Below are 23,019 nucleotides of genomic sequence, written 5' to 3'. Positions count from 1 at the left end.
GGTGGCTGTATCTCCGAGTACCCAACGGCGCCTACGGCGACGAAATCCATTCGCGCGTTTCAGTTCGACACCACTTGCCGTCGATTCGGTCGCGCTCATCGTCACCTCCGCGTTGTCGGCGGCGACCGGCATCGCGTTCTGGACGCTCGCGGCACGCCTGATACCACCACATGAACTCGGAATCGAGACGGCGGTGCTGTCGTTGATGACCACCGCCGGGGCGGTGGCCGCATCCGGCCCGGGAAACGCGATCACTGCGATGATCCCGGCATCGGATGCAGCCGGTCGTCGTCAGCGTCTGCTGGAAGCCATCACGATCGTCGGAGTAGGCGCCCTCGTCACCGGCGCGGTCGCTGGAGTCGTGGGAGCGTTGACCGTCGGCGAGGCATCGGCGCGCACCACCGTGGTCATCGCGCTGGGATCGGTTGTCCTGGCCTTCTTCGCATTCAAGGACACCGTGCTCACCGCACTGTCGGCGGCTCGGCGACTGCCACCGCTCAATCTGGGAGTCAGCGTCCTCAAGGCGGCCGCGCTGCCGATCGCCTTGCTGGTGGCGCTGCCGATGAGTGCGGTGACCGCGTCGCTGGTCGCCGCGACGATCGGTATCGCCCTCGTCGCCTGGATGGCGCCGCCGCTCGTCGGGCACAATCTCGCGCCCGTAGGAATGGTCCGCGAACACAAACGGAGTGCGCTGCTTGTCTTTTCACTGCGGGACGGGACGGCGAGCCTGGTCTCGATGGGAGTCCTGCTCGCGGCTCCGTTTCTCACGACATGGCTGGCGGGGCCGGTTCAGGGAGCGATCCTCGCGTTGATGCTGCCCATCGCGCAGAGTCTGGACTTCGTCTCCATCGGCGCTGCGATGGCACTCACCAAACACCTACCCACCGCACGCGAGCCGCGACAGGTGATCGTCCGGGTCTGGTGGGTGAGTCAGGCTGCGGTCATCGCCGTCGCGCTGGGCCTGATCGTGACGGCACCGGTGCTCTTCGAGCTGTTCGGCGACGGATACGACCATCAAACCCTCTGGCTCACCCTCGCCGTGCTATGTCTCGCATCGATTCTGCGTGTCAGCTTTGTCGTCTGGGCCGCGGTGTTGCGGGCGTCGCTGGCCACCCGCGCGCTGCTCGTCACCAACTTCGCCACGAGTGTGATCACCGTGCCGTTCCTGGTGATCTCGATCATCGCGTGGGGCGCGGTCGGCGCTGCCGTCGGGGCATGCGTCGGCTCGTTGGTTGCGGGTCTCGCCGGCCTCATCGGCCTGACCCGGGGAAAGCATGCCCTTCGAGTCCAGGAGGGATCCGCATGACGGAGGTGATCGGCTCGATGGTCCCCCAAGCGTCGCGGCCTGCCGCACGCCGGCCCCACATCGTGTTGGTGAATGCGTGGCACGATGACAACAAGGGCGACTCAGCGATCACGGAGGGCGTACTGAGTCTCGCCACGCACGTGAGTCCGCATGCGACGGTCAGCGTCGTTGGACTCACCGAGAACCCCGATCAGGGCAATGATGCGATGCGCCACATCGCCCGAAGGCGCCCGGATGCCGTTCTGCTGCCCAATCCGATGCCGTCGGAGCTCCGCGGACGGGATGACGCGTCACCACTCGTCGACGTCCCGATCTGGTTCTCCCGCCTGTTGTCACCTGCCGCCGCAACGGCTTTCGGCCGCGTGCCGCAACGGTACCGGCGCATCTTCGCCGATGCCGATCTCGTTGTCGGCGTCGGCGGCTCCAACCTGTACACCGACGCATCGGTACAGCCGGTGGTGAGCCTCGCCCGGCTGTTCACCTTGGCGGCACCACTGACCGCTGCGAGCAGAATGGGTATTCCGACCGTACTGCTCGGCCACACGCTTGGCCCCTTCCCCGCCTCACGGCCCGCCGCACGCCGGCTCGCCGCCCGGATGCTCGGCGGGGCAAACCACACCGTCGTCCGCGACGAGAAATCGTTGACGGTTGCGCGCGAACTCGGTTTGGCGAAGCCGGAACTCGCACCAGATATGGCTTACGCCATCACCTCCGACAACAGCTCGCGGGTCGATGCGGCGGTGACGGCCGTCCCCGCCGAGATGGCAAGGACCGCAGTAATCGCCATGCGTGCGCATCCCTCACTGGAGGACGGCGCGAACGATCGGGTCATCGCCCAGATCATCGACGCAACAGCGACACTGCGCCGAACCGGGCTCATCGATCATGTCCTCGTCGTCGCACACACCTTGGGTCCTACCCGTATCGAGGACGACCGCCCGATCTCCCACAGGCTGCACGCCGCGTTGGACCGGCACCAGATACCCGCGTCGTATGCCGACGAAGATCTGAGTCCCACCGAGCTGGCTGCGCTGTACGGGCGTGCGGCCTGCATGATCGCCGTACGGCTACACGCCGCAGTCCTGGCAACTATCTCGGGGACACCGACTTTCGCAATCGCCTACTTCTCGTCGAAATCCGAGGGCGTGATGCGTGCGTCGGGTCTCGGCGATGCGGTCGCCGGCTTTGCCGAGGTCACCGGCGGGCACATCGCCACCGCGCTGGGCCGTCAGATGAACTCGCCGAGCGCACGATCGCGCCTGGCCGCGATCACGGAAGGTCATCGAACAACCTTGCAAGACAGGGCATGCCAATGGTTCGCCCCAGTCACCGATCCCCACGCCGCGGGACACCACGTCGGCCGCGATGAAGACGACTCCTACGACAAACCGAGGACAAACAATGGAAGCTGAGCAGATCGACACACTCGCGCCAGTGCTGGGTGGCGAAGGCCCACCCACGACCGACGACGGCCGCTGGATCGGCGAAGTGCAGCTGTCACAACCCTATGCGGACACGGTCAAGGCGCTGGACTCCGACGGGTACCAGCAGGCGCGACTGCTCGTGCGCAACGGCCGGACCGTCCTCGGGTTCATCGAAGTGGGCATCGACGACGGGGTGATTCTCGGTCGCGAAGTGTGCCGCGAGATGTCACGGCTACCCGAGCGGGCCGCGCACGACTCGGTGCCAGCAGATCTTCCGCCCGTGTCCGTGGTGCTGTGCACACGAGATCGCACCGCCGCAGCGACACGTGCCGTCGAATCTCTGCTGGCGATGGACTATCCGCAATTCGAGGTGGTGGTTGTGGACAACGCGGCCACCACGCTCGATACGTGGCGTTACGTCGATTCGCTGGCCGACCCACGAGTGCGGGCGATCCACGCCTCGGTGCCCGGTCTGGCTGCGGCGCGTAACCGAGGACTCGAAGCCGCCACCCACGCGATAGTTGCCTTCACCGACGACGACGTGGTGGTCGACAGATACTGGCTGGAGCGCCTGGTTGCGCCCCTGTCGGATCCGGCGGTGGCCTGCGTGACCGGACTTGTGCCCGCGGCACAACTACGGACTGCTGCCCAGTGCACCTTCGAGCAGCGGGTGCGCTGGGCGAACAGTCTCGAACGTCGCGAATACCGCCGGGACGATCCGTCGCACGGAAAGCTTTTCCCGTTCCGGGTAGGCGATTACGGCACCGGTGCGAACTTTGCGGTCCGTCGTTCGGTCGCGTTTGCCCTGGGTGGTTTCGACGAGGCACTGGGAGCCGGATCACCGGCCAAGGGCGGCGAAGACATCGACTGGTTCGTACGGACCATCGTCGCCGGTCACACCCTGGTGTGCGAGCCGGATGCAATCACCTGGCATCAGCATCGCGACGACGACGATGCGTTGTCCGCCCAGGCACATGGGTACGGTCTGGGACTCGGCGCATGGCTCACCAAGATCGCCTTTGATCGCGACCTGGCGCCGCTTGCGCTTGCCCGCGCCGGTTCGGCCGCGGCACATCTCGTCACATCGTTCTACGGGCGGGCCAAACCGCGCTCTGCCCCATCGGTTCCCAGTGTCACCGGCGCCGCCCGTGCCGAGTTCTCGGGCCTGATCGCCGGACCGCGAGCTCTGCTGACGGCACGGTCGCAAGGCCGCAAACCGAAGCCATTCCGCCACTTCGGAGAACCCACTGCAAGCGAGCGGGTTGCGCCACCCAAGCCCGAGCCGAGCGGGAGTGGTGCGCCATGACGCTTGCACCACAACGCCTGTCAACCGCGGGGGCAGGCGCCGTGCGGTCGGTCAAACCCACCCGACTCGACCTCGCCCGCGGCGATTCTCGAGTGATCGTGGCGATGGGTCCGGTGCGGGTCCCCACAGTCAGTGGCCTGACCGCCGATCTGCTTCGGCTGGGATGGATTTCGGCCGGGAACCGGCTCGGGATCATCCGGGTTCCAGGCAGCCGGACATGGCAGTACGACCCCAACCATCTCCTCCATGCGGTGCTTGACTGGCACACCGCATTTCCCGACACCGTGGGCTTGACCATCCAGGAGAAGCTCGCGCTCTTGCACTCGTCTGAGCCGACACCCGTCGGTTTGCGGATCTACATCGCCGACGACTATCTGATCACCGACATCCCGCACGGTGTGTTCGACGGTGTGATGGTTGTCCAGCTGTGGCTGTACTTGACGCGATACCAACCGGATTCGACACCGGCGTGGGCGGGGGCGCCCGAGGTCACACCACATATGGCGCGGTCGCTCGCGCGTCATATCCGGTCCGACCCGCGACTTCTCCTCGCACTCGCACGCGCAACCTTCAGTAAGCGACGCGCGCCGTCGACCCCGGATGCTCGCTCACCCAAGGCCGAAGACGAGAGGCCGCCGGCCTCACCTCAGGCGTCGACCCGGTGCACGCGATCGGCACGGCTGCGACCGGCCGACCTCACTGCCCTGCGCCAATGGCGCGACTCGAACACGCCCGGCGTCTCGGTGGCGGTGCTCATGATGACCGTCTTGACCCGTGCGATGCGAGAGGTCGGGGTTGAGCTGGCCCCGCATGTCCATGTGGTGGTCGACGGCCGGCGATACGACCCCGCGATGCGCAACTACCTCGGAAACGCGGCGGTAGGATTGAATCTTCCCTTTTCCGAATCATATTCGCCGAAGTCGCTGCAGGATGAGCTGACCGCTGCGCTCACCTCGGGACGTCCGCTGGCGGCGATGCTCGCCATCTCGTTCGGCCAGTGGATGTCAACGAGACGGCGAAACACCCACTCTCAGGAGATCGACGAACCGACCACAGCGCAATCCGCGACAGTGTTGTCCTTCAGCCACCTACTCGGGCTCGACGACATGCCCGACGGTGCCTGGATCGGAGGTTTCGACGCACACGTGTTCAGCGCACTGACCGAGCCGGCAGACCCACGCGGCATTGCGCTGCTGATGCCGATGATGCGAGACCGATATGACTTGTCCGCGTCCTTCGACACCCGCTACCACTCCATCGACACAGTCGACGCGGCCTTGCGCCTCGCCACCGAGCACGCCGTGCCGATACTGGACGCGAAAGGCACCGAAAGTGGGTGATCACATGCACATGACCACTACGTCCAGGCAGGTCGGTGCCATCTATGCGATTCTTGTCGCCCTCTTGGTCGCAGCGGTTTCGGGATGCAGCGTGCTGGGCACCAAGCCTGCCCCCGAATCAGAGCAGTCCTCCGGAATCGTCTCCGACGAGCTCGGCCCGAACATGCGAGCCTACCGCCAGGAGAACCTCAAACCGGCCGGAATCCTGGTCTGGTTCCACGGAATGGATTCCGATGGAACCGAATTCGACCACGACCCACGACAGCGACACTTCGCGGAGCCGCTCATGCGCAATGGGTGGGTCATCGTGTCGGCCAATGCGGGCGGCAACTCCTTCGGCAACGACGCAGCTCTGCGCGAGTACCGCGCACTCATCGGTGCAGCTCGAACCCGCTACGGCACAACACGCCTACAGTTCGCGTCGGAGTCGATGGGCACCGTCGCCGCCTTGCGGCTGATGGCGGAGCCGGCCTATCGAAATGTGAACGGACTCATCGGGATTTCGCCACTCACCGGAATCCCACCGACGCTGCGCGGGGTGGATTTCATCGAGGCAGCCTGGGGCGGTACGGTTCCCGATCGCGCCGATCCCCTCACCTTCTACCCACAGCGGTTCGCGGGCAAGCGGTTCCGGTTCTACTACTCCACCACCGACACCGTCGTCCCGTCTGGCGCAGGCGCCCGCGCCTTCGCGATCAGGTTCGGCAAGGTGGCCGACGTCGAACTCGTCGAGTGCCGTGGGGATCACGCAGACCCGACGTGCTACCAGGGCGATGATGCGCTCGCGTTTGTGGGAGGGGCGTCGCGGTGAGATCCCATTCCGCTGGCTAGGTGCGAGCCTCGAAGACATTGGTGGGGTTACATTGTCGTCTCACCAGGCCTTCGAGGCTCCTCGCTAGCGCTCGTCGCACCTCAGGCAGCGGTAGGACTCAGGCAGCGTTGGATTCAGCCACTCCAGCGACCCGTGGCCAAGAACTCGTCGAGCACGGCGGTGGCGGGTCCGAGGTCGAAGCCTTGGGCGGCCAGCCAGGAGTCGTCGAAATAGGTTGTGCTGTAACGATCTCCGGGATCGCACAATAGGGTGACCACGCTGCCGGTGCGTCGTTGGGCGACCATTTCGGCGACCAGGGAGAAGGCGCCCCACATGTTGGTGCCGGTGGAGCCGCCGACGCGTCGGCCGAGGCGGTTGGTGACGCAGCGGGCGGTGGCGATCGAGGCTTCGTCGGGCACACCGATCATGCGGTCGATGACCTGGGAGACGAAGGAGGGTTCCACCCGCGGACGGCCGATGCCCTCGATGCGCGACCCGGCGTCCGACGTCAGTGCTCCGTCGCCGGATTCGAAGGCGGGCAAGAACACCGAGTTCTCCGGGTCGACGACGCACAGCCACGTCGGATGCCTGCGGTAGCGCAGGTAGCGGCCCAGGGTTGCCGAGGTGCCGCCGGTGCCGGCGCCCACCACGATCCAGGTGGGGATCGGATGATCTTCGTCGGCCATCTGGGCGAAGATCGACTCGGCGATGTTGTTGTTGCCACGCCAGTCGGTGGCGCGTTCGGCCATCGTGAACTGGTCGATGAAGTGCCCGCCGCGTTCTGCCTCCAGGCGCAACGCCTCCGCATAGACCTCGCCGGCACGCTGGACGAAGTGGCACTGGCCGCCCTCACGTTCGATCAGCGCGGTCTTGGCAGGCGACGTCCCGGCCGTCATCACGGCGATGAACGGAACGCCGATCAGCTTGGCGAAGTACGCCTCGCTGACCGCCGTCGACCCCGACGACGCCTCGATGACGGGGGTGCCCTCGGTGATCCAGCCGTTGCAGATTGCGTACAGGAACAGGGAGCGCGCCAACCGGTGCTTGAGCGAACCGGTGGGGTGGGTGCTCTCGTCCTTGAGGTAGAGGTCGATGCCGACCTCGGCGTCACCGTCGCGCCACCGCGACCACTCCGGCAGTTCGACGCGCAGCAGGTGGGTGTCGGCGCTGCGTCGGGCGTCGGCCTCGATGAGGCGGACGGCGTTGTCGGCCCAGGAGCGGTCGGCGCGACGGTCGATGTCACGGGTGGGCTGCACGAGGCGTCACTTGCTGCCGCGCAGGCGCGACTGCAGGTCGTCGTGCCGCTTCTTGCGATCCCGGTCGATGGCGTCGATCTGACGGTTCACCTTGAGCCGAAGTCCCTTGAACAAGGCCATGCCCAGGGGCAGGGCGATCAGGACACCGAAAACGGCGGCCACGTAGAGCGGCACATCGACGTCGACAAGCCGGGCGCCCAGCACGATCACAACCGCCACCACCACGACCAACGCGAGTCGGGCCAGGGTGTAGGCGGCCAGCGCGAGGGCCAGCGACCCGGCGGTGGCACGCTCGCCCGAGGAGGGGGTGTCGGTCTTGTCTTCGGCAGCACTCACGACGACCAGACTACTGGGCGCGTTCCGGACCACGGTCCGCGCGTCCGCAGGTCACAGGCTTCTTTGCCGGTTCTTTACCTTCTGCTGACGGTTCGAGTACCTGGGCGATTTGCGTGTATTCATGAACCATCGCGCCCGAGGACTCGGGTGCGGCTGACAGAGGGGAACATCCGTGACCACCATCAATCCGGCACCCGCCGCAGCGTTCATCACTCCGGGCATGGCCAGCCAGCACACGCTGACCCCGGGCCAGGTCGCAGCGATGTTCAACGTCAACCCCAAGACCGTGGCGCGCTGGGCGACCTCGGGCATCCTCGGCTCCATCCGCACCCCCGGTGGCCACCGTCGCTTCCGTGAAGAGGACGTCGTCGCGCTGCTGAATCGCCGCACTCACTGAACGACAGTTGGCGCGTTACGAGACACCCTCACGTACTCTGGGTTACGGGAGGTTGCCATGACTTATCTGTTCGCCCTGATCGGTGTCATCGCCATCGGTTTCCTGTTGTGGCGTGCCTTTGGCCCGCAAAGCGAGGGCACCGGCGGCGTCTCGTCGGGCCCCAAGACGACGCGGGGTCCGCTGGGCCCCGACGACGATCAAGACTTCCTTCGCGACCTCGACAACAAGACCCGCGGCACCAACGGATCCGACGGTGATGACAGCTGATCGCCTCGATAGCTCATCTCCCCGGCAGCTGATCATCTGACCCACTCCGCACCTGCGACACCCTCCCGCAATGTCATCGCGTGCAACCGCCATACCTCGGGGTAGGGTTGATTTTCCGACACGCGAGGGGGTGACGAGGGTGAACCCGGGACGGGCAGGTGCAACCGCGTCCGACGACGACCTCAGCTTCGCCGAGAAGCTGGCACATCTCTTCGAGCACAGCCGTGATGAGAACGGCGTGCGCTACACAGGCAAGAAGATCGCCGAGAAGGCCAACGCCCTCGGCTACTCGCTCTCCGACGCCTACATCTCGCAGCTCCGCACAGGTAAGGCCCGCACGCCGTCGTTCCGGACGGTCGAGGCCATCGCGCGGGCGTTCGAGGTCAGCGTCACCTACTTTCTTGCCAACCCCGACGAAGACCTCGACCGCGTCCGGCAACAGCAGGACTACGTCGAGATGCTCGCCGTCACCGGCACGCATCTGTCGGGGATCGATCTCAACTCGCTGTGCCCGGACACCATCGACGTCATGATCGACCTGCTGAAGATGGTCAGGGCGCAGGTGGTGGAGAACCGGGATTCGGGTGGGTCGTCAGCTGCTGGCTGAGTCCCCTCCTGCTGGTTGAGTAGGCGAGCCCCATAGGGCGAGCCGTATCGAAACCCGGTGAGGCGAAGATGTCCGCAATCCGTGGTCACCGATACGCTTGACTCACGAGGTTTCGATACGCGTCGGACTCGCTGCGCTCGCTCGCCGCTACTCAACCAGCAGAAAAGGCCGCCCCAGCCAGCAAAGTGGCGACCGATCAGAGGCCCTGGTAGGAGTGCAGGCCCGAGACGACCAGGTTGATGATGAACAGGTTGAACAGCAGCGCGACGAAGCCGGCGACGTTGATCCAGGCGGCGGCGGTGTTGCGCCAGCCGGCGGTCGCGCGGGCGTGCAGGTAGGCCGCGTAGATGACCCACGCGATGAACGAGACGGTCTCCTTGGGGTCCCAGCCCCAGAAACGGCCCCACGCGGACTCGGCCCAGATGGCACCGCAGATGACGCCCAGACCGAACAGCGGGAAGCCGAAGACGACGCATTTGTAGGCGAGGCGGTCGAGGGTATCGGCGTTGGGGATGTGCGCGACGACGCGTCGAACCGCTCCCCCGAAGCCTTTCATCCCGGTGCCGTCGACCAGCGAGTCGTATGCCTCGTCGGCGGTCTGTGTGCCCCAGCGCATCTTGATCAGGTACAGCACGCTGGCGACGCCCGAGACGAGCAGGACGCCCGACGAGATCGAGATGATCGACACGTGGATGGCCAGCCAGTACGACTTCAGCGCGGGGACCACGGGTGCGGCGTCGGTGTAGAGGTAGCGGCCGCCGATGAACATCAGCAGCGTGACCGGCAGCAGGACGAACGAGATCAGCGGGCGATGCTCGGGTTTGCGCAGCACCACGAGTCCGGCGACGACGCAGGCCGCGCAGGTCAGCGAGATGAACTCGTACATGTTGCCCCACGGCGCACGGTCGGTGGCCATGCCGCGGCAGACGATCGAACCGATGTGGGCGAGCAGCCCGACGATGACGACCGGGTAGGCCATGTTGCCGAGCTTGTCGCCGAAGCTGCGACGCGGTGCCTGCTCGAGCTTGCCGGGGGTGCGCGCGCCGGTCTCCGTGGTGCCGACACCCGCGCCCACCAGCGACTTGTCGGCCAGCTTGCGGCTGCGCACCGCGGCCAACGACACCAGGAACATCGCCATGGCCAGCACGTAGATCGTGATGGCGGTACCGAAGAGGAGGTCGGAGTAGCGTGCCATCGTCTCGTCGACCGGTACGCCGTTGACGGTGGCCGCCATGTGCTCAACTGCACTGCTCACAAGTGCCGTCCTCTCCCGCTCGCCTACAACCGACCCCGGGAGCGTCGGGACGTGCGCGCGCTCTCCGGATCATCGGTGACCAGGGCCGACGCCTGCTCGTCGAAGCCCTCGCCCCAACCGGCCTGATCCGTGCGGGCCAGGCCGGCAATTTCTACTACAGTACGTCGTGCTCGGCCGCTCTGTCCGTCGGGAGTGTCTGCGGCGACCGGCACGAGTCGCGCCCAGATGCGCCGACGACGAATCAGCAACGACACCAACAGCCCGCCGAGCATGACGATTGCGCTGACCAGCACCCAGTTCTGCGCCGGGTCGTGCGACACCTGCACCGACACCCACCGCTGGTAGCCGTCGAAGCGGACGACGGTGCCGTCGGCGAGCGTGGTGCTCTGTCCGGACGCGAGGTTCACCTGCGACTGCCGGACGAGGCGTCCCTGGTCGATGAGTTTCTGGTCGAGTGCGTACGCGTTCTGCGGGCGGCCGGTGTCCAGGCCGGTGTCGCCCTTGTAGATGCGGATGGCGACGTACGGGTCGTCGGGGACGGGCGACGCCGAGAGCAGCAGCGTGCCGTGGAAGGTGGCGGTCGGCGCGAACAGACCCTCGATGGCGATCTGGTTCTTGCGGCGCACATCCTCGTCGGGGTACATGCCGGCGGGGGTGTCGAAGCGGACGGCACCCGACGACATCATGGTCGTCAGATCGTCGGGGATGAACGGCACGGTCTGGGTGCGGGTCTTCCCGTTGGGGAAGGTGACCGTGAAGGTCGGGGCGAATCCGTTGCCGAGCACGTACACGCGGTCACCGGCGACGCGCAGCGGCTCGTTGACGCGCACCGACTTGGTCTGCCAGGTCGACGGCGGACCGGGGTGCGGCCCTTCGGTGTAGCGCATCGTGGCGTCGTACATGTCGGGCTGACCGCTGGGCAGGAAGGTCGCGGAGAACTTGTCGATGCGGAAACAGAAGGGTGTCAGGTCGGTTCCGTCGACGAGGCTGCCGGCGCGGAACGAGTCGTAGACGGCGGTCGAGTTGTTGCACAGCGCCTGCTCACCGTCGGCGACGAGTGTGCGGGTGCCCTCGTAGCCGTAGACCTTGCCGACGGCGATCGCGACCAGCAAGGCCAGCAACGCGAAATGGAAGACCAGGTTGCCGAATTCGCGGAGGTAGCCCTTCTCCGCCGACACCTCGACCACGCCGTCGGGATAGCGCTCACTCGGTTCGCGCACCACCACGGTGCGTCGCCAGCCGCGCAGCCTGCTGTTGATCCGGGCCGCGATCTCCTCGGGGTCGCCGTCCACGGTGTGTTCGACGTGCCGCGGCAGCCGCGACAGATTCCGCGGCGCGGCAACCGGTTTGGCGCGCAGGTTGTGGAAGTGTTCGACCATGCGCGGTGTCAGGCAGCCCACCAGCGACACGAACAGCAGCACATAGATCGCGGTGAACCAGGTGCTGGAGAAGACCTCGAACAGCTGCACGCGGTCCATCAGCTCGCCGAGCGTTCCGTGATCGGCGATGTACTGCACCGTCTTCTGCTCGTTGAGATCCCGTTGTGGCAGCAGCGCACCGGGAATGGCCGCGAGCGCCAACAGGAACAGCAGCACCAGAGCGGTGCGCATCGACGTCAGCGACCGCCACAGGTTGCGCAGCGGCCACAGCACGCGGCGCTTGATCCAGTGTGGTCGGGACGCAGCGGGTTTCGGCGCGTCCGGCGGTGGCGCGTCGTGCGTGGTGGTTTCGACGACGCCGGTCATATCGGCAATTCCGTGTCGGTGATGAAGGCCTCACGAACCCAGACGGTGAACTGATCCCACAGGCCGGTCACCAGTGCGATACCGACCAGGATCAGCATGATCCCGCCGAACACCTGGATGGCGCGCGCATTCCGGCGCAGCCACCCCATGCTGCGCAATGCCCACGCCGACGAAAAGGCCAAGACCACGAACGGGATTCCCAATCCTGCGCAGTAGGCGACGATCAGCGCCACACCCTTGGCCGCGGTCACGCCCTCGGTACCGGTCGCGGTGACCACGATCGCGCTCAGCGTCGGACCCAGACACGGGGTCCAGCCCAGCGCGAACACCGCGCCGAGCAGTGGTGCACCCACGAGGTTGGAGACGAGTCGCGGATGGAATCGGTAGTCGCGCTGCATCATCGGGACCAGTCCGATGAACACGAGGCCCATCACGATGGTGATGACTCCGCCAACCCGTTGCAGCAGATCATGATTGATGACGTAGCTGCGGGTGAGTCCGAAGACGCTCGCGGTAGCGATGACGAAGACGGCAGTGAACCCGGCGACGAACATTGCCGCCGCCATCGCCACACGATGCCGTCCACGTTTGGCCGGTTCGTCGGCCGTCACCGCCGGGGCCTCCGCCCCGACCAGCCCGGCGAGATAAGACAGGTAGCCCGGGACGAGCGGCACGACGCACGGCGAGGCGAACGAGACCAGGCCGGCCACCAGGCAGGCGGCCAACGCAAGGAGCAGCGGTCCGCTGAGCACGGTGTTCTGGAAGCTCTCCCCCACCGCGGCCTGCGGTTGCGCCGCCATCAGCGCGAGGGTGGTCATCCGGCCACCGGACCCGAGGTCTCGGCGACCACTCGCGCCACCGCGGCACCGAGTTCTTCGGCGGTGATGGATTTGATGAAGACCGCGGCCGGCCGGTGTTGCCGGTCGAGGACCACGGTCACCGGCAGCACCGGCAGCGGGATGCCGAGGTCGCCGACGGTGGCTCCGGCGTAGTCGTAGATCGACGGATATCCGACCTTGCGGTCGCCGACGAAGTCCTGCGCGGACTGCCGGTCGTCGCGCATGTTGAGGCCGAGGAAGTCGACGCCCTGCGCTTTGAACTGCTCGTAGACCTGCTCGAGGTCGTCGGACTCGCCGCGGCACGGACCGCACCACGACGCCCACGCGTTGATCACCACGACCTTGCCGGCATAGCGCGGGTCGGTGATCGACAGTGGCTGCCCGGTGAGGAGGTCCTCGCCGGAGACCGGGCCGATCGGCTTGCGGTCGTCGGGGTCGTAGGTGATGACGGTTTTGCCGCCGGGCGAGACGAATTGGAAGGTGTCACCCTGCGCGACCGCGTCGTCGCCGGTGCTACACGCCCCGGCGAAGCCGACGACAGCGGCGAGCAGGAGAGCCAGGATCGCCACGCGGCGGTATCGCCGACTGGTCTGAACACTGCTCACTTGAACCGCCGTCATTCGCTGTTGTTCCGGGTCAGGCCCCGGTCACCAGCGGGTCGGATGCCCCGGCCGGTTCGGAATAGATGATGTCGACGAGCGCGTCGTCCTCGTAGATCAGGCTGGTCAGCGACGCGAGCGAACACTGCCGACGACGCGGGTCGTGCCAGAGTCGCTGGCCTTCCAGGAAGCGGCGCAGCGTGTACACGGGCAGCTGATGGCTGACACAGATGGCCTCGTGGCCCTTGGCCGCGTCGCGCGCCTTGTTGGCGGCGGCGAGCATGCGGTGGGCCAACTGGATGTACGGCTCGCCCCACGACGGGGTGAACGGGTCGCGAATCTTGGGCCAGTGCCGCGGCTTCGACAACGCGCCGTCGCCGACGGACACCTTGAGTCCCTCGAAGACGTTGTCGGCCTCGATGAGGTCGTCGTTGGTGAAGATCGGCAGTCCGTGCGCGGCCGCGATCGGTGTCGCGGTCTCCTGCGCACGCTGCAGCGGCGACGCGAACACGGCGGTGACGTCGTGGTCGGCGAGGGTGTCGGCGACTTTGCGGGCCTGCACCCGGCCCGTGGTCGACAGCCGGAATCCGGGCAGCCGTCCGTAGAGGATGCCGTCGGGATTGTGCACCTCACCGTGGCGCATCATGTGGACGATCGTGTGCATCAGTCGGTCTCCCCCGGTCGGCGGGCCGCGCCTGCCGCTTCGGCAGCGGCAGGAAGCGCGTCGGCGATTCGTGAAAAAGCGTCGTCGCCGAGTGCGGCCGAGACGAACCACGCCTCGAAGGCACTCGGCGGTGCGTACACGCCCCGGTCGAGGAGCGCGTGGAAGAACGGCGCGAACCGCCAGGTGTCGGTGGCCTTGACGCCCGCGTAGTCGACGATCTCGGTGTCGGGGTCGTCGGTGAAGAAGATACTGATCAGGCTGCCCGCACGCTGCACGCGGTGGGAAACCCCCGCAGACGTGAGGGCGCCGGTGAAGAGTTCACCGAGTCGGTCGGCGTTGGCGTCGAGGGCGGCGTAGACGTCGACGTCGGCGTTGCGCAGGGTCGCCAGTCCGGCGGCCACGGCCACTGGGTTCCCTGACAGGGTGCCCGCCTGATAGACGGGACCGGTCGGCGCGAGGCGTTCCATGACGTCGGCGCGACCCCCGAATGCGGCGGCAGGTAGCCCGCCGCTCATCACCTTGCCGAAGGTGTAGAGGTCGCCTGCGACGCCTTCGAGGCCGTACCAGCCGGCGGGGCTCACCCGGAATCCGGTCATGACCTCGTCGATGATCAGTAGCGCCCCGTGCCGGGCGGTCAGTTCACGCAGGCCGGCGTTGAATCCGTCACGCGGCGCGACCGCACCCATGTTGCCGGCGGCGGCCTCGGTGATGACCGCGGCGATCTCGTCGCCGAACTCCTCGAAGGCCTTGGCGACGGCTTTCAGGTCGTTGTAAGGCAGGACGATGGTGTCGTGGGCGGTGGCGCCGGTGACGCCCGGCGACGTCGGCAGGCCGAGGGTCGCGACTCCCGACCCCGCGTCGGCGAGCAGGGCGTCGACGTGACCGTGATAACAGCCCGCGAACTTGATGATCTTGCTGCGGCCGGTGAATCCGCGTGCGAGGCGGATGGCCGACATGGTGGCCTCGGTGCCCGAGTTGACCAGCCGGACACGTTGCACGGGGTCGACGCGGTCGATGATCTCCTCGGCCAGTTCCACCTCGGCCTCGGTCGGGGCGCCGAAGGACAGGCCACCGACCGCCGCGCGCGCTACGGCCTCGACGACCGCCGGATGGGCGTGGCCCAGGATCATCGGACCCCATGAAGAGACCAGGTCAACGTAGTCGGCGCCGTCGGCGTCGTAGAGGTGGCAGCCCTGCGCGCGGGCGATGAATCGGGGTGTCCCGCCGACCGCGTAAAACGCGCGGACCGGGGAGTTGACCCCGCCCGGGATGACCTTCCCGGCGCGCGCGAACAGAGCGGCTGACGTCTCGGCGGTCGGGGCGGTGCGGGTCACGGCCTCCAGTGTTCCAAACGGCACCGGGTGACCCAAATCGTTCAGGTGCTTCTCAGGCCAGCGACCTGGCAACCTGGTCGGCGATCGCTTGCTGCCCGCGCGCGTTCGGGTGCACGGCACCAGGCCCGCTCCTGGTCATCGGCTCGATCCAGCGTTGACTTCCCGCGCAGGCGTCGTGCCCCTCGGACACCGCTTCCATGTCGACGTAGGTGGCGCCGGTCTGGGCGGCCGCGCGTCGGATCGCGTCGTTGAGAGTTGCCTGCAGATGACGCAGGTAGGGAACGTCGCCGGCGGCGACTCGCATGGTCGGATAGCAGCCGCCCGTCGCCGGAAGAATCCACGGATAGCCGACGATGACGACCCGGGCGTGTGGCGCCTTCTGCTGCACCTGCCGGAGCGCCGTCAGCAGGCTCGGATAGGTCGTGGTGAGGATCGGCTTCTCCAGCGAATCGCCGTAGCGGTCGCGGCACGGCGAGCCGGACGGATCGCTGGACGCGACGTCGCGGCAGGCGCGGATCGAACCGGAGTACGTGTCGTTGTCGTTGCCGCCGATCATCATGGTGACCAGGTCGGTGTCGGGTGTCACGGCGTCGAATTGCGCTGGGACGCCGTCGTATTGGGCGTTCGCCAAGTCCGCGGTGTCGGCGCCGGCGCAGCTGACGTCGGTCAGCCGGTAGTGCTGCCGCTCGGTGAGGATCTGAGCGAAGTTCCGCGACGACCGCTGACATAGGAACGGCGACCCTGCCGCGAGCGGGCTGACCCCGGTGCCCGCGCTGTAACTGTCGCCCAGATTGACCTGATCGATCGTGGTGTCGATGCTCGTGGATGGTGCGCTACTGGTGGTGCTCGCGTCGTCGGGTGCGTTGCAGCCGGCGAGGGTGCACGCGGCAACGGCAATCGCAAGCCAGGAGATCCGACGACTGATCACCGTCCCCACCGTACCGAGCAGATTGGATTCGACCCGCTCGCTCCGCTCCCGGCGTCGTGAGAGGCACACTGGGGTCATGGCCGAGCAACGAAGTTCCGCAACCAGCAACAACGAAGTTCTCGACGTCGGCGCCGTGCTCGACGGCGTCCCCACCGGCCTGTGGATCGGCGGCAAGTCGGTTCCGTCCGCGTCGGGCAAGACCTTCCCGGTGTACGACCCGGCGACCGAGGAGCCACTGGTGTCGGTCGCCGACGCCGGGGTCGAGGATGCGCGCGCCGCTCTCGACGCCGCGGCGGCGGCCGCTCAGGACTGGGCCGCGACCGCCCCGCGCGAGCGTGGCGAAATCCTGCGTCGCACCTTTGAACTGCTCACCGATCGCGCCGACGACATCGCGCTGCTCATGACGGCCGAACTCGGTCGCGCGCTGCCCGACAGCGCCGCGGAGGCCAAGTACGGCACCGAATTCTTGCGCTGGTTCGCCGAGGAGGCGGTCCGGGTGAACGGTCGCTTCACCCAGGCCCCGGCGGGCAACGGTCGGATTCTGGTCAGCCACGCGCCTGTTGGGCCGTGTCTGGCAATCACGCCGTGGAACTTTCCGCTCGCGATGGGTACGCGCAAGATCGCGCCGGCATTGGCTGCGGGCAACGTCATGCTGGTCAAACCCGCGCACGAGACCCCCCTGACCATGCTTGCGCTCGCCGAGGCGTTCGCGGAGGCCGGTCTTCCGCCGGGAGTTCTGTCGGTGCTGCCGACCAGCGACAGCCGCGGCGTCAGCACGGCGCTGATCGAGGACGACCGCATCCGCAAGATCAGCTTCACCGGGTCCACGCCGGTCGGGCGCGGATTGTTGGAGCAGGCCGCCGAACGTATCCAGCGGACGTCGATGGAACTCGGCGGCAACGCGCCGTTCCTCGTCTTCGACGACGCGGATGTCGACGCAGCGGTCGAGGGCGCATTCGCGGCCAAGATGCGCAACGGCGGCGAGGCGTGCACGGCCGCCAACCGGTTCCTCGTGCAGTCCGGCGTCGCCGACGAGTTCACCACCAAACTCACCGAGAAGATGGCCGCGGTGCGCATGGGTCCCGGGTATGTCGACGGGGTCACGCTCGGACCGCTCGTCAACGCCTCCCAGCGCGACAAGGTCGCCGACGCCGTCGAGGGCGCGATCGCCGACGGCGCCCGGGTTCGCACCGGCGGAGAACGTCCTGATGGCCCCGGATTCTTCTATCCGGCAACGGTTCTCGACCAGGTGGACCCCTACGCTCCCGTCACACGCGGTGAGATCTTCGGGCCGGTCGCGGTGATCAGCACATTCACGAGCGAGGACGACGGCATCACAGCGGCAAACTCCACCGAATACGGCCTTGCCGCGTACTTCTACAGCCGCGACCTCGACCGCAGCATGCGCGTCGCCGAGGCGCTCGACTCCGGGATGGTCGGTGTCAACCGCGGCGTGATCTCCGACGCGGCAGCACCTTTCGGCGGCGTCAAACAGTCCGGCATCGGACGCGAAGGCGGTTCCGAGGGTATCGAAGAGTACCTTTCGGTGAAGTACGTCGCTCTCACATGAGGGTTTATCGACCCTTGATCCGATCGTCACTTTGGTCACATTGACCTCACCAGTAACTTCCGTACACTCGTCGTCATGCGTGTTCGAAACCTCGTGTCCGCAGTCGCCCTCTCCACCGCTCTCGTCACCGGCGCTGGAGTACTCACCGATGCCCCGGCGAAGGCTGCACCGGTCAGCACCGATCTCGGGAGCGTGGACCTCGGCAGCAGCGACCTGCTCACGCCGAACAGCATCTTCCTCTGGCAGGGCATCGCCACGCGCTACATCGTCGTACTCGGCGCCAAGATGGGCACCTACGGACAGACGCCGGCCATCCTCGACCGTCGTCTCAACGTCGCGGCACGGATGGCCAAACAGCATCCGTTCAACCGGATGATCGTCTCCGGCGGCAACACTTGGTGGCTGCCGGTATCGGAGGCACAGTTCATGAACCTCGGGCTCATCCGACGCGGAATTCCCATGTGGCAGATGGTGAATGAAGGCCGTTCGACCTCCACCGTGCAGAACGCGTCGTACACCGTCGGCATGCTGAAGGCGATGGGCGCCAACGGTGCGGTCATCGTCACCAACGGCTTCCACATGGGCCGCGCCCTCGGCGACTTCCGCGCGGCCGCCCGGAAGCAGCACGCACGCATCGAGTTTCGGGCGGCGTACGCCTGAGTTTCCAGAAACCTCACTTCTGGTCAGAAACCTCATTTCTCGCCAGAGACCGTCGGCCGTTCCGAAGGTCTCCGACTGGAAGTGAGGTCTTTGGCCAGCACCGGAACCGGTCGGAGCCTGCGCGCGTCTAATCTGGCATGGACATCTTCTCGTCACTCAAGGGCGCGGTCAGCCGCCCAGAACTCCTGGCCGCAGGCCTCGACGACCACGAGATCAGGGCAGCTCTGCGCTCGAAGCGACTCGTGAAGCTCGGCAACGGCATCGTGATACCGGCCGAAATGCTCGACGGCACACCGGAGACGCGCCATCGGCAGCGAGCGCTTGCCGTGGCGCGCAAGTCCGCAGGTGAAAGCCGCGCCCTCGGTGGTTCGGCGGCGGCCGCCGTCCTCGGTCTTCCCGTCTGGGGCTTGGATGTCACCCGGGTGGTGTTCGTCGAAAACGGCGCCAAGAAGGCGCGTACCCGGGCCACGGGTGCAGTGCGGGTCGAAATGGACCGTCGGCCACCCGCGATCACCGACGTTGACGGCGTGCGGGTTGTCTCGGCGGCGCGTGTCGTCGTCGACCTTGCACGCACCGCCGAACGCATCCCAGCCATCGCTGTCGGCGACGCAGCCCTGCACCTTGACCTGTGCACGGCGGATGAACTCGCAAACGAACTCGACCTCATCACCGGTATGGCCGGCGCAGCACGGGCACGGAGGGTGGTCGCGGAACTCAACGGAGATGCTGAATCCGTGTTGGAATCCCGCAGTCGGATCACCTTTGTCGACGAAGGCCTGCCCGTCCCAGAGCTTCAGGTGGATTTGTACGATGCCTGGGGTAACTGGGTGGCACGGGTCGATTTCCTTTGGCGCAAGCACGGTCTCGTGGGCGAATGCGACGGGAAGAAGAAGTACAGCGGCCAGGATGGCAGAGGCCGCTTGCTGTATGAAAAGTACCGGTCGGACGCGATCGCCGAGCTCGAGTATCAACAGGTTCACTGGGGATGGTGCGACCTCGAAGACCTCGACGATAAGGCACGGCTGATCAAGCGTCTTCGCCGCAAGCTCGGCCTGGACAAAGACCCCACAAATGGTCAGGGACCTTCGGAAGTTCCGAAGGTCCCTGACGAGAAGTGAGGTTTCTGACGAGAAGTGAGGTTTCTGCGTCGAACGCTCAGCGCAGCAACGCGCGCGACATGACGACGCGCTGGATCTGGTTGGTGCCCTCGTAGATCTGGGTGATCTTGGCGTCGCGCATCATGCGCTCGACCGGGAAGTCGCGGGTGTAGCCTGCGCCGCCGAAGAGCTGCACGGCGTCGGTGGTGACCTCCATTGCAACGTCGGAGGCGAAGCACTTCGACGCCGACGAGATGAAGCCGAGGTTCTTCTCGCCACGCTCGGCGCGGGCGGCCGAGGTGTAGACCATGAGGCGGGCCGCCTCGACCTTCATCGCCATGTCGGCGATCATGAACTCGACACCCTGGAACGTGCTGATCGGCTTGCCGAACTGCTTGCGGTCCTTGACGTATTCGATGGCTTTGTCGAGGGCGCCCTGCGCGATGCCGACGGCCTGCGCGCCGATGGTCGGGCGGGTGTGGTCGAGGGTCTGCAGCGCGGTCTTGAAGCCGGTGCCCTCGTCGCCGATGATGCGATCCTCGGGGATGGTGCAGTCCTCGAAGTAGAGTTCGGCGGTCGGAGATCCCTTGATGCCCAGCTTCTTTTCCAGCGGCCCGACGGTGAAGCCGGGATCATCCTTGTGCACCATGAACGCGGAGATGCCGTTGGCCTTGCGCTCCGGGTCGGTGACCGCCATGACGGTGTACCAGGATGACTTGCCGCCGTTGGTGATCCAGCACTTGGAGCCGTTGAGCACCCAGTTGTTGCCGTCCTTGCGGGCGCGGGTCTTCATGCCCGCGGCGTCGGAGCCGGCCTCGCGCTCCGACAGCGCGTACGACGCCATCGCCTCGCCCGACGCGATCGACGGCAGCACCTGCGCCTTGAGCTCGTCGGAGCCGTTCAGGATGAGACCCATGGTCCCGAGCTTGTTGACCGCCGGGATCAACGACGACGACGCGCACACCCGCGCGACCTCTTCGATGACGATGCAGGCAGCGACGGAGTCGGCGCCCTGACCCTCGTACTCGTCGGGGACGTGGATCGCGTTGAAGCCCGACGCGACCAGCGCGTCGAGGGCCTCCTGCGGGAACCGCGCCTCTTCGTCGACAGCGGCGGCGTGCGGCTCGATCTCCTTCTCGGAGAGCGCGCGGATAGCCTCGCGCAGCGCGACGTGCTCCTCCGGCAGCTCGAAGACGTTGAAATCAGGATTTCCGAATCCCATGAGTCGACTCCTCACGGCACTGCGTGCCAAACGTTGGATAAGTCCAGTTCATCACGGCACTCAGTGCCATGTCAATCTGATGTGGCCTACTCCGATTGTCCGTTACCGGGCCCTGCCTCGCCCAGTTGTTCGGCGACTCGACGCGCGATGTCGGCGACGGGGGTGCCGGCCGGATAGGTGACGACGCTGACCACCGCGTCGGCAGGAGTCTCGACGGTCGGGGCCGCACCGGCACCGAGTGCCGCCCGCACGCGCGCGAGTTCACTGCGCAGCCGTTCGGCGGTGGCGTCGGCGTCGCCGCGGATCATGCGTCGGAGCAGGTAGTTGTGGGCCGCGGTCACCGCGGACACATAGGCGACGACGCGCACCGGCGGCTCGTCGGGCCTGCGGTTGCGCAGGAAGTCCTCGAACAACCGCTGGTAGCGGTAGGTGGTAACGAGCTCGCGATCGCGCAGCGCCGGCACCTCCTGTACCACCTGCAGACGCCGCAGCGCGAGCGTCCGATCGCCCGAGAAATGCGCGAAAACCAGCTCGGCGGCGGTGCACACGGCCGACCACGGATCGTCGACGACGGCGGCAAGGTACTCGTCGACCTGCGTCAACAGCGCCTCGTGATCGGCGAAGATAACGTCTTCCTTGGACCCGAACTGCCGAAAGAACGTGCGCCGCGAGATGCCCGCGGCGGCCGCGATCTGCTCGACCGTCGTCGACTCGTAGCCGCCCTCGGAGAACAACCGAATCGACTCCGCCACGACCAGCGTCCGAAAGTCCGCGTCACTCGGTGCCATGTCACCCAGTATTGCCTGCGGCGGCCTGACCATCGTCGAAGACGGGTCAGATCGGTCATCCATTACGCTGAGTCGCTGTATCGCCCGAACCCGGGCGGTTCGGTTCGGGGGTGCCGACTCGTCACGTCCCGAGCCGCGTTCACCAGTGCGCCGAGGCCCACCGAAAATGGTTGTTCCGCATCCCCATTCGATTCTGCCCGACGGCGGGGTCCAGACCTCGATGATCGCCGACCGTTCGGTCGCCCGACGCCTCGCGACCCACACCGTCGCCCGCCGGGCGCGCTGGCTGATTCCGGCCATCGTCGTGGCGGGTTTGATCCTGAGTCTTTCCACCGTCGCCCTCGGGAATTCCCCTGGTTTCGACACCCTGCTCGACTGGGCGCTGGCCATGGTTCTCGGCGTCATCGTGGGCGGCGTCATCACCCTCCCGATGCTGGTCCTGATGTGGTGGATGACGCTCCGCCAAGTGCGCACGCTGATTCCCGACGGCACGCTGCTCACCTCGGAGTTCGGCGCCGACTGGATCGGTTATGGCGCCGACGGCATCCACACGCGGTTGCGCTTGTCCGAACTCGACCGCATCCGGGTGAGCCGAACCCATCTCGTGGCATTCGTTGCCGGGCAACCGGTCCTGATCATTCCCCGCGAATTGGTCCCAAACGAGGTGGCCGAGGGCATCGTGCAACGGCATCGGGAGATCAGGGCGGTTCATCGGCCGGGCGACGCCGGGGCTCAAGGGTCCGGTGCCGAACACGCCGGTGTCGACGGGCCAGGCTCGGCGCGGATCGTCAACGACGCCGACGGTACGACCGTGGCGACGATGGTCGCCGACCGGGGGCTGCCGATGCGCCTCGTCCGCGCGACGTTCACCGGTTCGTCGCTGGTGCTGTGCGTGGTCGCCGTGGCGATCCTCGTCGCGTGGGCGATCATCGACGATGCCGAAGGCGCGGGAATCCTGGTGTCCGCTCCGGTCATCGGCGCAGTCGTTTTCGTCGGTGTGCTGGCGACCTCGTATTGGCAACTGTTCGCCCGCCTTCGGCGACTGATGCCCGTGGGGGCACAGCTGTACGTCCGGTACTCACCCGATCGAGTGGAAGCCACCTACGGCACGGTGGCGACGTCGGTGTCGCTCGCCGACGTCACCAGGATCCGCGAAACCCGCGCCGCGATCGATCTGTGTCACGGCCGCACACCAGTGCTGACCATTCCGGCCGACATGATGCCGCCCGGCTTCGTCGACCACGTACGAACGAACCGCAACACCTGAG

23 protein-coding genes are annotated in these 23,019 nt (G+C 66.7%); 12 read left to right on the top strand and 11 right to left on the bottom strand.

Annotation, left to right across the window (positions count from 1 at the left end; translation table 11 throughout):
- The first annotated feature begins 1 nt into the window (after nucleotide 1).
- Genes MKW15_RS24580 through MKW15_RS14945 form a run of 5 tightly spaced genes read left to right on the top strand, consistent with a single transcriptional unit; the run spans nucleotide 2 to nucleotide 6,187 of the window.
- Nucleotides 2-1,306, top strand: a complete 1,305-nt coding sequence (locus MKW15_RS24580) for a lipopolysaccharide biosynthesis protein (RefSeq protein ID WP_240859614.1) — start codon at nucleotides 2-4, stop codon at nucleotides 1,304-1,306.
- Complete coding sequence (locus tag MKW15_RS14960) at nucleotides 1,303-2,718, top strand: polysaccharide pyruvyl transferase family protein (protein ID WP_240859610.1); 1,416 nt, start codon at nucleotides 1,303-1,305, stop codon at nucleotides 2,716-2,718. The genes MKW15_RS24580 and MKW15_RS14960 overlap by 4 nt, the downstream gene beginning before the upstream one ends.
- Complete coding sequence (locus tag MKW15_RS14955; RefSeq protein WP_240859603.1) at nucleotides 2,708-4,036, top strand: glycosyltransferase family 2 protein; 1,329 nt, start codon at nucleotides 2,708-2,710, stop codon at nucleotides 4,034-4,036. The genes MKW15_RS14960 and MKW15_RS14955 overlap by 11 nt, the downstream gene beginning before the upstream one ends.
- A complete protein-coding gene (locus tag MKW15_RS14950) occupies nucleotides 4,033-5,376 on the top strand; it encodes a hypothetical protein (protein WP_240859601.1) in 1,344 nt (447 codons plus the stop codon). Before MKW15_RS14955 ends, MKW15_RS14950 begins: the two co-directional genes overlap by 4 nt.
- Nucleotides 5,377-5,386: 10 nt before the next feature.
- A complete protein-coding gene (locus MKW15_RS14945; RefSeq protein WP_240859600.1) occupies nucleotides 5,387-6,187 on the top strand; it encodes an alpha/beta hydrolase in 801 nt (266 codons plus the stop codon).
- A gap of 134 nt (nucleotides 6,188-6,321) precedes the next feature.
- On the opposite strand, the gene cds1 is transcribed toward MKW15_RS14945, so the two are convergent.
- The gene (gene cds1, locus MKW15_RS14940) at nucleotides 6,322-7,443 is read right to left on the bottom strand and encodes an L-cysteine desulfhydrase Cds1 (RefSeq protein ID WP_240859597.1); all 1,122 of its coding nucleotides are present in this window, start codon (nucleotides 7,441-7,443) and stop codon (nucleotides 6,322-6,324) included.
- Nucleotides 7,444-7,449: 6 nt separating this feature from the next.
- Nucleotides 7,450-7,779: a DUF4229 domain-containing protein gene (locus MKW15_RS14935; RefSeq protein WP_240859595.1), complete on the bottom strand. Its 330-nt coding sequence runs from the start codon at nucleotides 7,777-7,779 to the stop codon at nucleotides 7,450-7,452.
- Between the two features lie 220 nt (nucleotides 7,780-7,999).
- Between MKW15_RS14935 and MKW15_RS14930 the strand changes: the two genes are divergently transcribed.
- The 3 genes from MKW15_RS14930 to MKW15_RS14920 all read left to right on the top strand — a co-directional run bounded on the left by MKW15_RS14930 (nucleotide 8,000) and on the right by MKW15_RS14920 (nucleotide 9,050).
- Nucleotides 8,000-8,176, top strand: a complete 177-nt coding sequence (locus tag MKW15_RS14930) for a BldC family transcriptional regulator (protein ID WP_240859709.1) — start codon at nucleotides 8,000-8,002, stop codon at nucleotides 8,174-8,176.
- A 57-nt stretch (nucleotides 8,177-8,233) separates the two neighbouring features.
- Nucleotides 8,234-8,443: a hypothetical protein gene (locus MKW15_RS14925; protein WP_240859594.1), complete on the top strand. Its 210-nt coding sequence runs from the start codon at nucleotides 8,234-8,236 to the stop codon at nucleotides 8,441-8,443.
- Between the two features lie 139 nt (nucleotides 8,444-8,582).
- Nucleotides 8,583-9,050 (top strand): helix-turn-helix domain-containing protein, encoded by a 468-nt coding sequence (locus MKW15_RS14920; protein WP_240859591.1) that lies wholly within the window; start codon nucleotides 8,583-8,585, stop codon nucleotides 9,048-9,050.
- Nucleotides 9,051-9,246: 196 nt separating this feature from the next.
- Here MKW15_RS14920 and ccsB read toward each other — a convergent pair whose 3' ends face one another.
- From ccsB to MKW15_RS14885, 7 genes are read right to left on the bottom strand one after another with little or no spacing between them, the layout of a single operon-like run.
- Complete coding sequence (ccsB, locus tag MKW15_RS14915) at nucleotides 9,247-10,284, bottom strand: c-type cytochrome biogenesis protein CcsB (RefSeq protein ID WP_240859705.1); 1,038 nt, start codon at nucleotides 10,282-10,284, stop codon at nucleotides 9,247-9,249.
- 44 nt (nucleotides 10,285-10,328) lie between these two features.
- On the bottom strand, nucleotides 10,329-12,050 hold the full coding sequence (gene resB / locus MKW15_RS14910; protein ID WP_240859589.1) for a cytochrome c biogenesis protein ResB: 1,722 nt from the start codon (nucleotides 12,048-12,050) through the stop codon (nucleotides 10,329-10,331).
- Complete coding sequence (locus tag MKW15_RS14905; RefSeq protein ID WP_240859588.1) at nucleotides 12,047-12,868, bottom strand: cytochrome c biogenesis CcdA family protein; 822 nt, start codon at nucleotides 12,866-12,868, stop codon at nucleotides 12,047-12,049. Before MKW15_RS14905 ends, resB begins: the two co-directional genes overlap by 4 nt.
- Entirely contained in the window at nucleotides 12,865-13,494 is a 630-nt protein-coding gene (locus MKW15_RS14900) for a TlpA family protein disulfide reductase (RefSeq protein ID WP_240859586.1), read from the bottom strand. The genes MKW15_RS14905 and MKW15_RS14900 overlap by 4 nt, the downstream gene beginning before the upstream one ends.
- 31 nt (nucleotides 13,495-13,525) lie before the next feature.
- Nucleotides 13,526-14,152 carry a histidine phosphatase family protein gene (locus MKW15_RS14895; RefSeq protein ID WP_240859583.1) on the bottom strand — a complete coding sequence of 209 codons (627 nt, stop codon included), beginning with the start codon at nucleotides 14,150-14,152 and terminating at the stop codon, nucleotides 13,526-13,528.
- The gene (hemL, locus tag MKW15_RS14890) at nucleotides 14,152-15,486 is read right to left on the bottom strand and encodes a glutamate-1-semialdehyde 2,1-aminomutase (RefSeq protein ID WP_240859581.1); all 1,335 of its coding nucleotides are present in this window, start codon (nucleotides 15,484-15,486) and stop codon (nucleotides 14,152-14,154) included. The genes MKW15_RS14895 and hemL overlap by 1 nt, the downstream gene beginning before the upstream one ends.
- A 52-nt stretch (nucleotides 15,487-15,538) precedes the next feature.
- A complete protein-coding gene (locus tag MKW15_RS14885) occupies nucleotides 15,539-16,414 on the bottom strand; it encodes an SGNH/GDSL hydrolase family protein (protein ID WP_240859578.1) in 876 nt (291 codons plus the stop codon).
- Nucleotides 16,415-16,490: 76 nt separating this feature from the next.
- On the opposite strand from MKW15_RS14885, the gene MKW15_RS14880 reads away from it, so the two are divergent.
- From MKW15_RS14880 to MKW15_RS14870, 3 genes are all read left to right on the top strand, one after another.
- A complete protein-coding gene (locus MKW15_RS14880; RefSeq protein WP_240859576.1) occupies nucleotides 16,491-17,984 on the top strand; it encodes an NAD-dependent succinate-semialdehyde dehydrogenase in 1,494 nt (497 codons plus the stop codon).
- Between the two features lie 75 nt (nucleotides 17,985-18,059).
- On the top strand, nucleotides 18,060-18,644 hold the full coding sequence (locus MKW15_RS14875; RefSeq protein WP_240859574.1) for a YdcF family protein: 585 nt from the start codon (nucleotides 18,060-18,062) through the stop codon (nucleotides 18,642-18,644).
- 242 nt (nucleotides 18,645-18,886) lie between these two features.
- On the top strand, nucleotides 18,887-19,762 hold the full coding sequence (locus MKW15_RS14870; protein ID WP_240859572.1) for a hypothetical protein: 876 nt from the start codon (nucleotides 18,887-18,889) through the stop codon (nucleotides 19,760-19,762).
- Between the two features lie 37 nt (nucleotides 19,763-19,799).
- Here the strand turns inward: MKW15_RS14870 and MKW15_RS14865 are convergent, their stop codons facing one another.
- Together MKW15_RS14865 and MKW15_RS14860 are read right to left on the bottom strand one after the other, a co-directional pair.
- Nucleotides 19,800-20,963, bottom strand: a complete 1,164-nt coding sequence (locus MKW15_RS14865; RefSeq protein WP_240859570.1) for an acyl-CoA dehydrogenase — start codon at nucleotides 20,961-20,963, stop codon at nucleotides 19,800-19,802.
- 86 nt (nucleotides 20,964-21,049) lie between these two features.
- Complete coding sequence (locus tag MKW15_RS14860) at nucleotides 21,050-21,751, bottom strand: TetR family transcriptional regulator (protein ID WP_240859568.1); 702 nt, start codon at nucleotides 21,749-21,751, stop codon at nucleotides 21,050-21,052.
- Nucleotides 21,752-21,917: 166 nt separating this feature from the next.
- Between MKW15_RS14860 and MKW15_RS14855 the strand changes: the two genes are divergently transcribed.
- Nucleotides 21,918-23,018 (top strand): hypothetical protein, encoded by a 1,101-nt coding sequence (locus MKW15_RS14855; RefSeq protein WP_240859566.1) that lies wholly within the window; start codon nucleotides 21,918-21,920, stop codon nucleotides 23,016-23,018.
- Nucleotide 23,019: the final 1 nt, after the last annotated feature.

It is taken from the genome of Gordonia gummivorans, assembly GCF_022513585.1.
Classification (GTDB): Bacteria; Actinomycetota; Actinomycetes; order Mycobacteriales; family Mycobacteriaceae; genus Gordonia.
The sequence above is the reverse complement of the archived record's forward strand: the minus strand, read 5'-3'. Positions and strand labels throughout refer to the sequence as shown.

What these genes read in the sequence shown, in the direction of transcription:
- MKW15_RS14960 (WP_240859610.1), top strand. Translation starts at nt 1,303, where the DNA reads ATGACGGAGGTGATCGGCTCGATGGTCCCCCAAGCGTCGCGGCCTGCC.
- MKW15_RS14955 (WP_240859603.1), top strand. Translation starts at nt 2,708, where the DNA reads ATGGAAGCTGAGCAGATCGACACACTCGCGCCAGTGCTGGGTGGCGAA.
- MKW15_RS14950 (WP_240859601.1), top strand. Translation starts at nt 4,033, where the DNA reads ATGACGCTTGCACCACAACGCCTGTCAACCGCGGGGGCAGGCGCCGTG.
- MKW15_RS14945 (WP_240859600.1), top strand. Translation starts at nt 5,387, where the DNA reads ATGACCACTACGTCCAGGCAGGTCGGTGCCATCTATGCGATTCTTGTC.
- MKW15_RS14930 (WP_240859709.1), top strand. Translation starts at nt 8,000, where the DNA reads ATGGCCAGCCAGCACACGCTGACCCCGGGCCAGGTCGCAGCGATGTTC.
- MKW15_RS14925 (WP_240859594.1), top strand. Translation starts at nt 8,234, where the DNA reads ATGACTTATCTGTTCGCCCTGATCGGTGTCATCGCCATCGGTTTCCTG.
- ccsB (WP_240859705.1), bottom strand. Translation starts at nt 10,284, where the DNA reads ATGGCGGCCACCGTCAACGGCGTACCGGTCGACGAGACGATGGCACGC.
- resB (WP_240859589.1), bottom strand. Translation starts at nt 12,050, where the DNA reads ATGACCGGCGTCGTCGAAACCACCACGCACGACGCGCCACCGCCGGAC.
- MKW15_RS14905 (WP_240859588.1), bottom strand. Translation starts at nt 12,868, where the DNA reads ATGACCACCCTCGCGCTGATGGCGGCGCAACCGCAGGCCGCGGTGGGG.
- MKW15_RS14895 (WP_240859583.1), bottom strand. Translation starts at nt 14,152, where the DNA reads ATGCACACGATCGTCCACATGATGCGCCACGGTGAGGTGCACAATCCC.
- MKW15_RS14880 (WP_240859576.1), top strand. Translation starts at nt 16,491, where the DNA reads ATGGCCGAGCAACGAAGTTCCGCAACCAGCAACAACGAAGTTCTCGAC.
- MKW15_RS14875 (WP_240859574.1), top strand. Translation starts at nt 18,060, where the DNA reads ATGCGTGTTCGAAACCTCGTGTCCGCAGTCGCCCTCTCCACCGCTCTC.
- MKW15_RS14865 (WP_240859570.1), bottom strand. Translation starts at nt 20,963, where the DNA reads ATGGGATTCGGAAATCCTGATTTCAACGTCTTCGAGCTGCCGGAGGAG.
- MKW15_RS14860 (WP_240859568.1), bottom strand. Translation starts at nt 21,751, where the DNA reads ATGGCACCGAGTGACGCGGACTTTCGGACGCTGGTCGTGGCGGAGTCG.
- MKW15_RS14855 (WP_240859566.1), top strand. Translation starts at nt 21,918, where the DNA reads ATGGTTGTTCCGCATCCCCATTCGATTCTGCCCGACGGCGGGGTCCAG.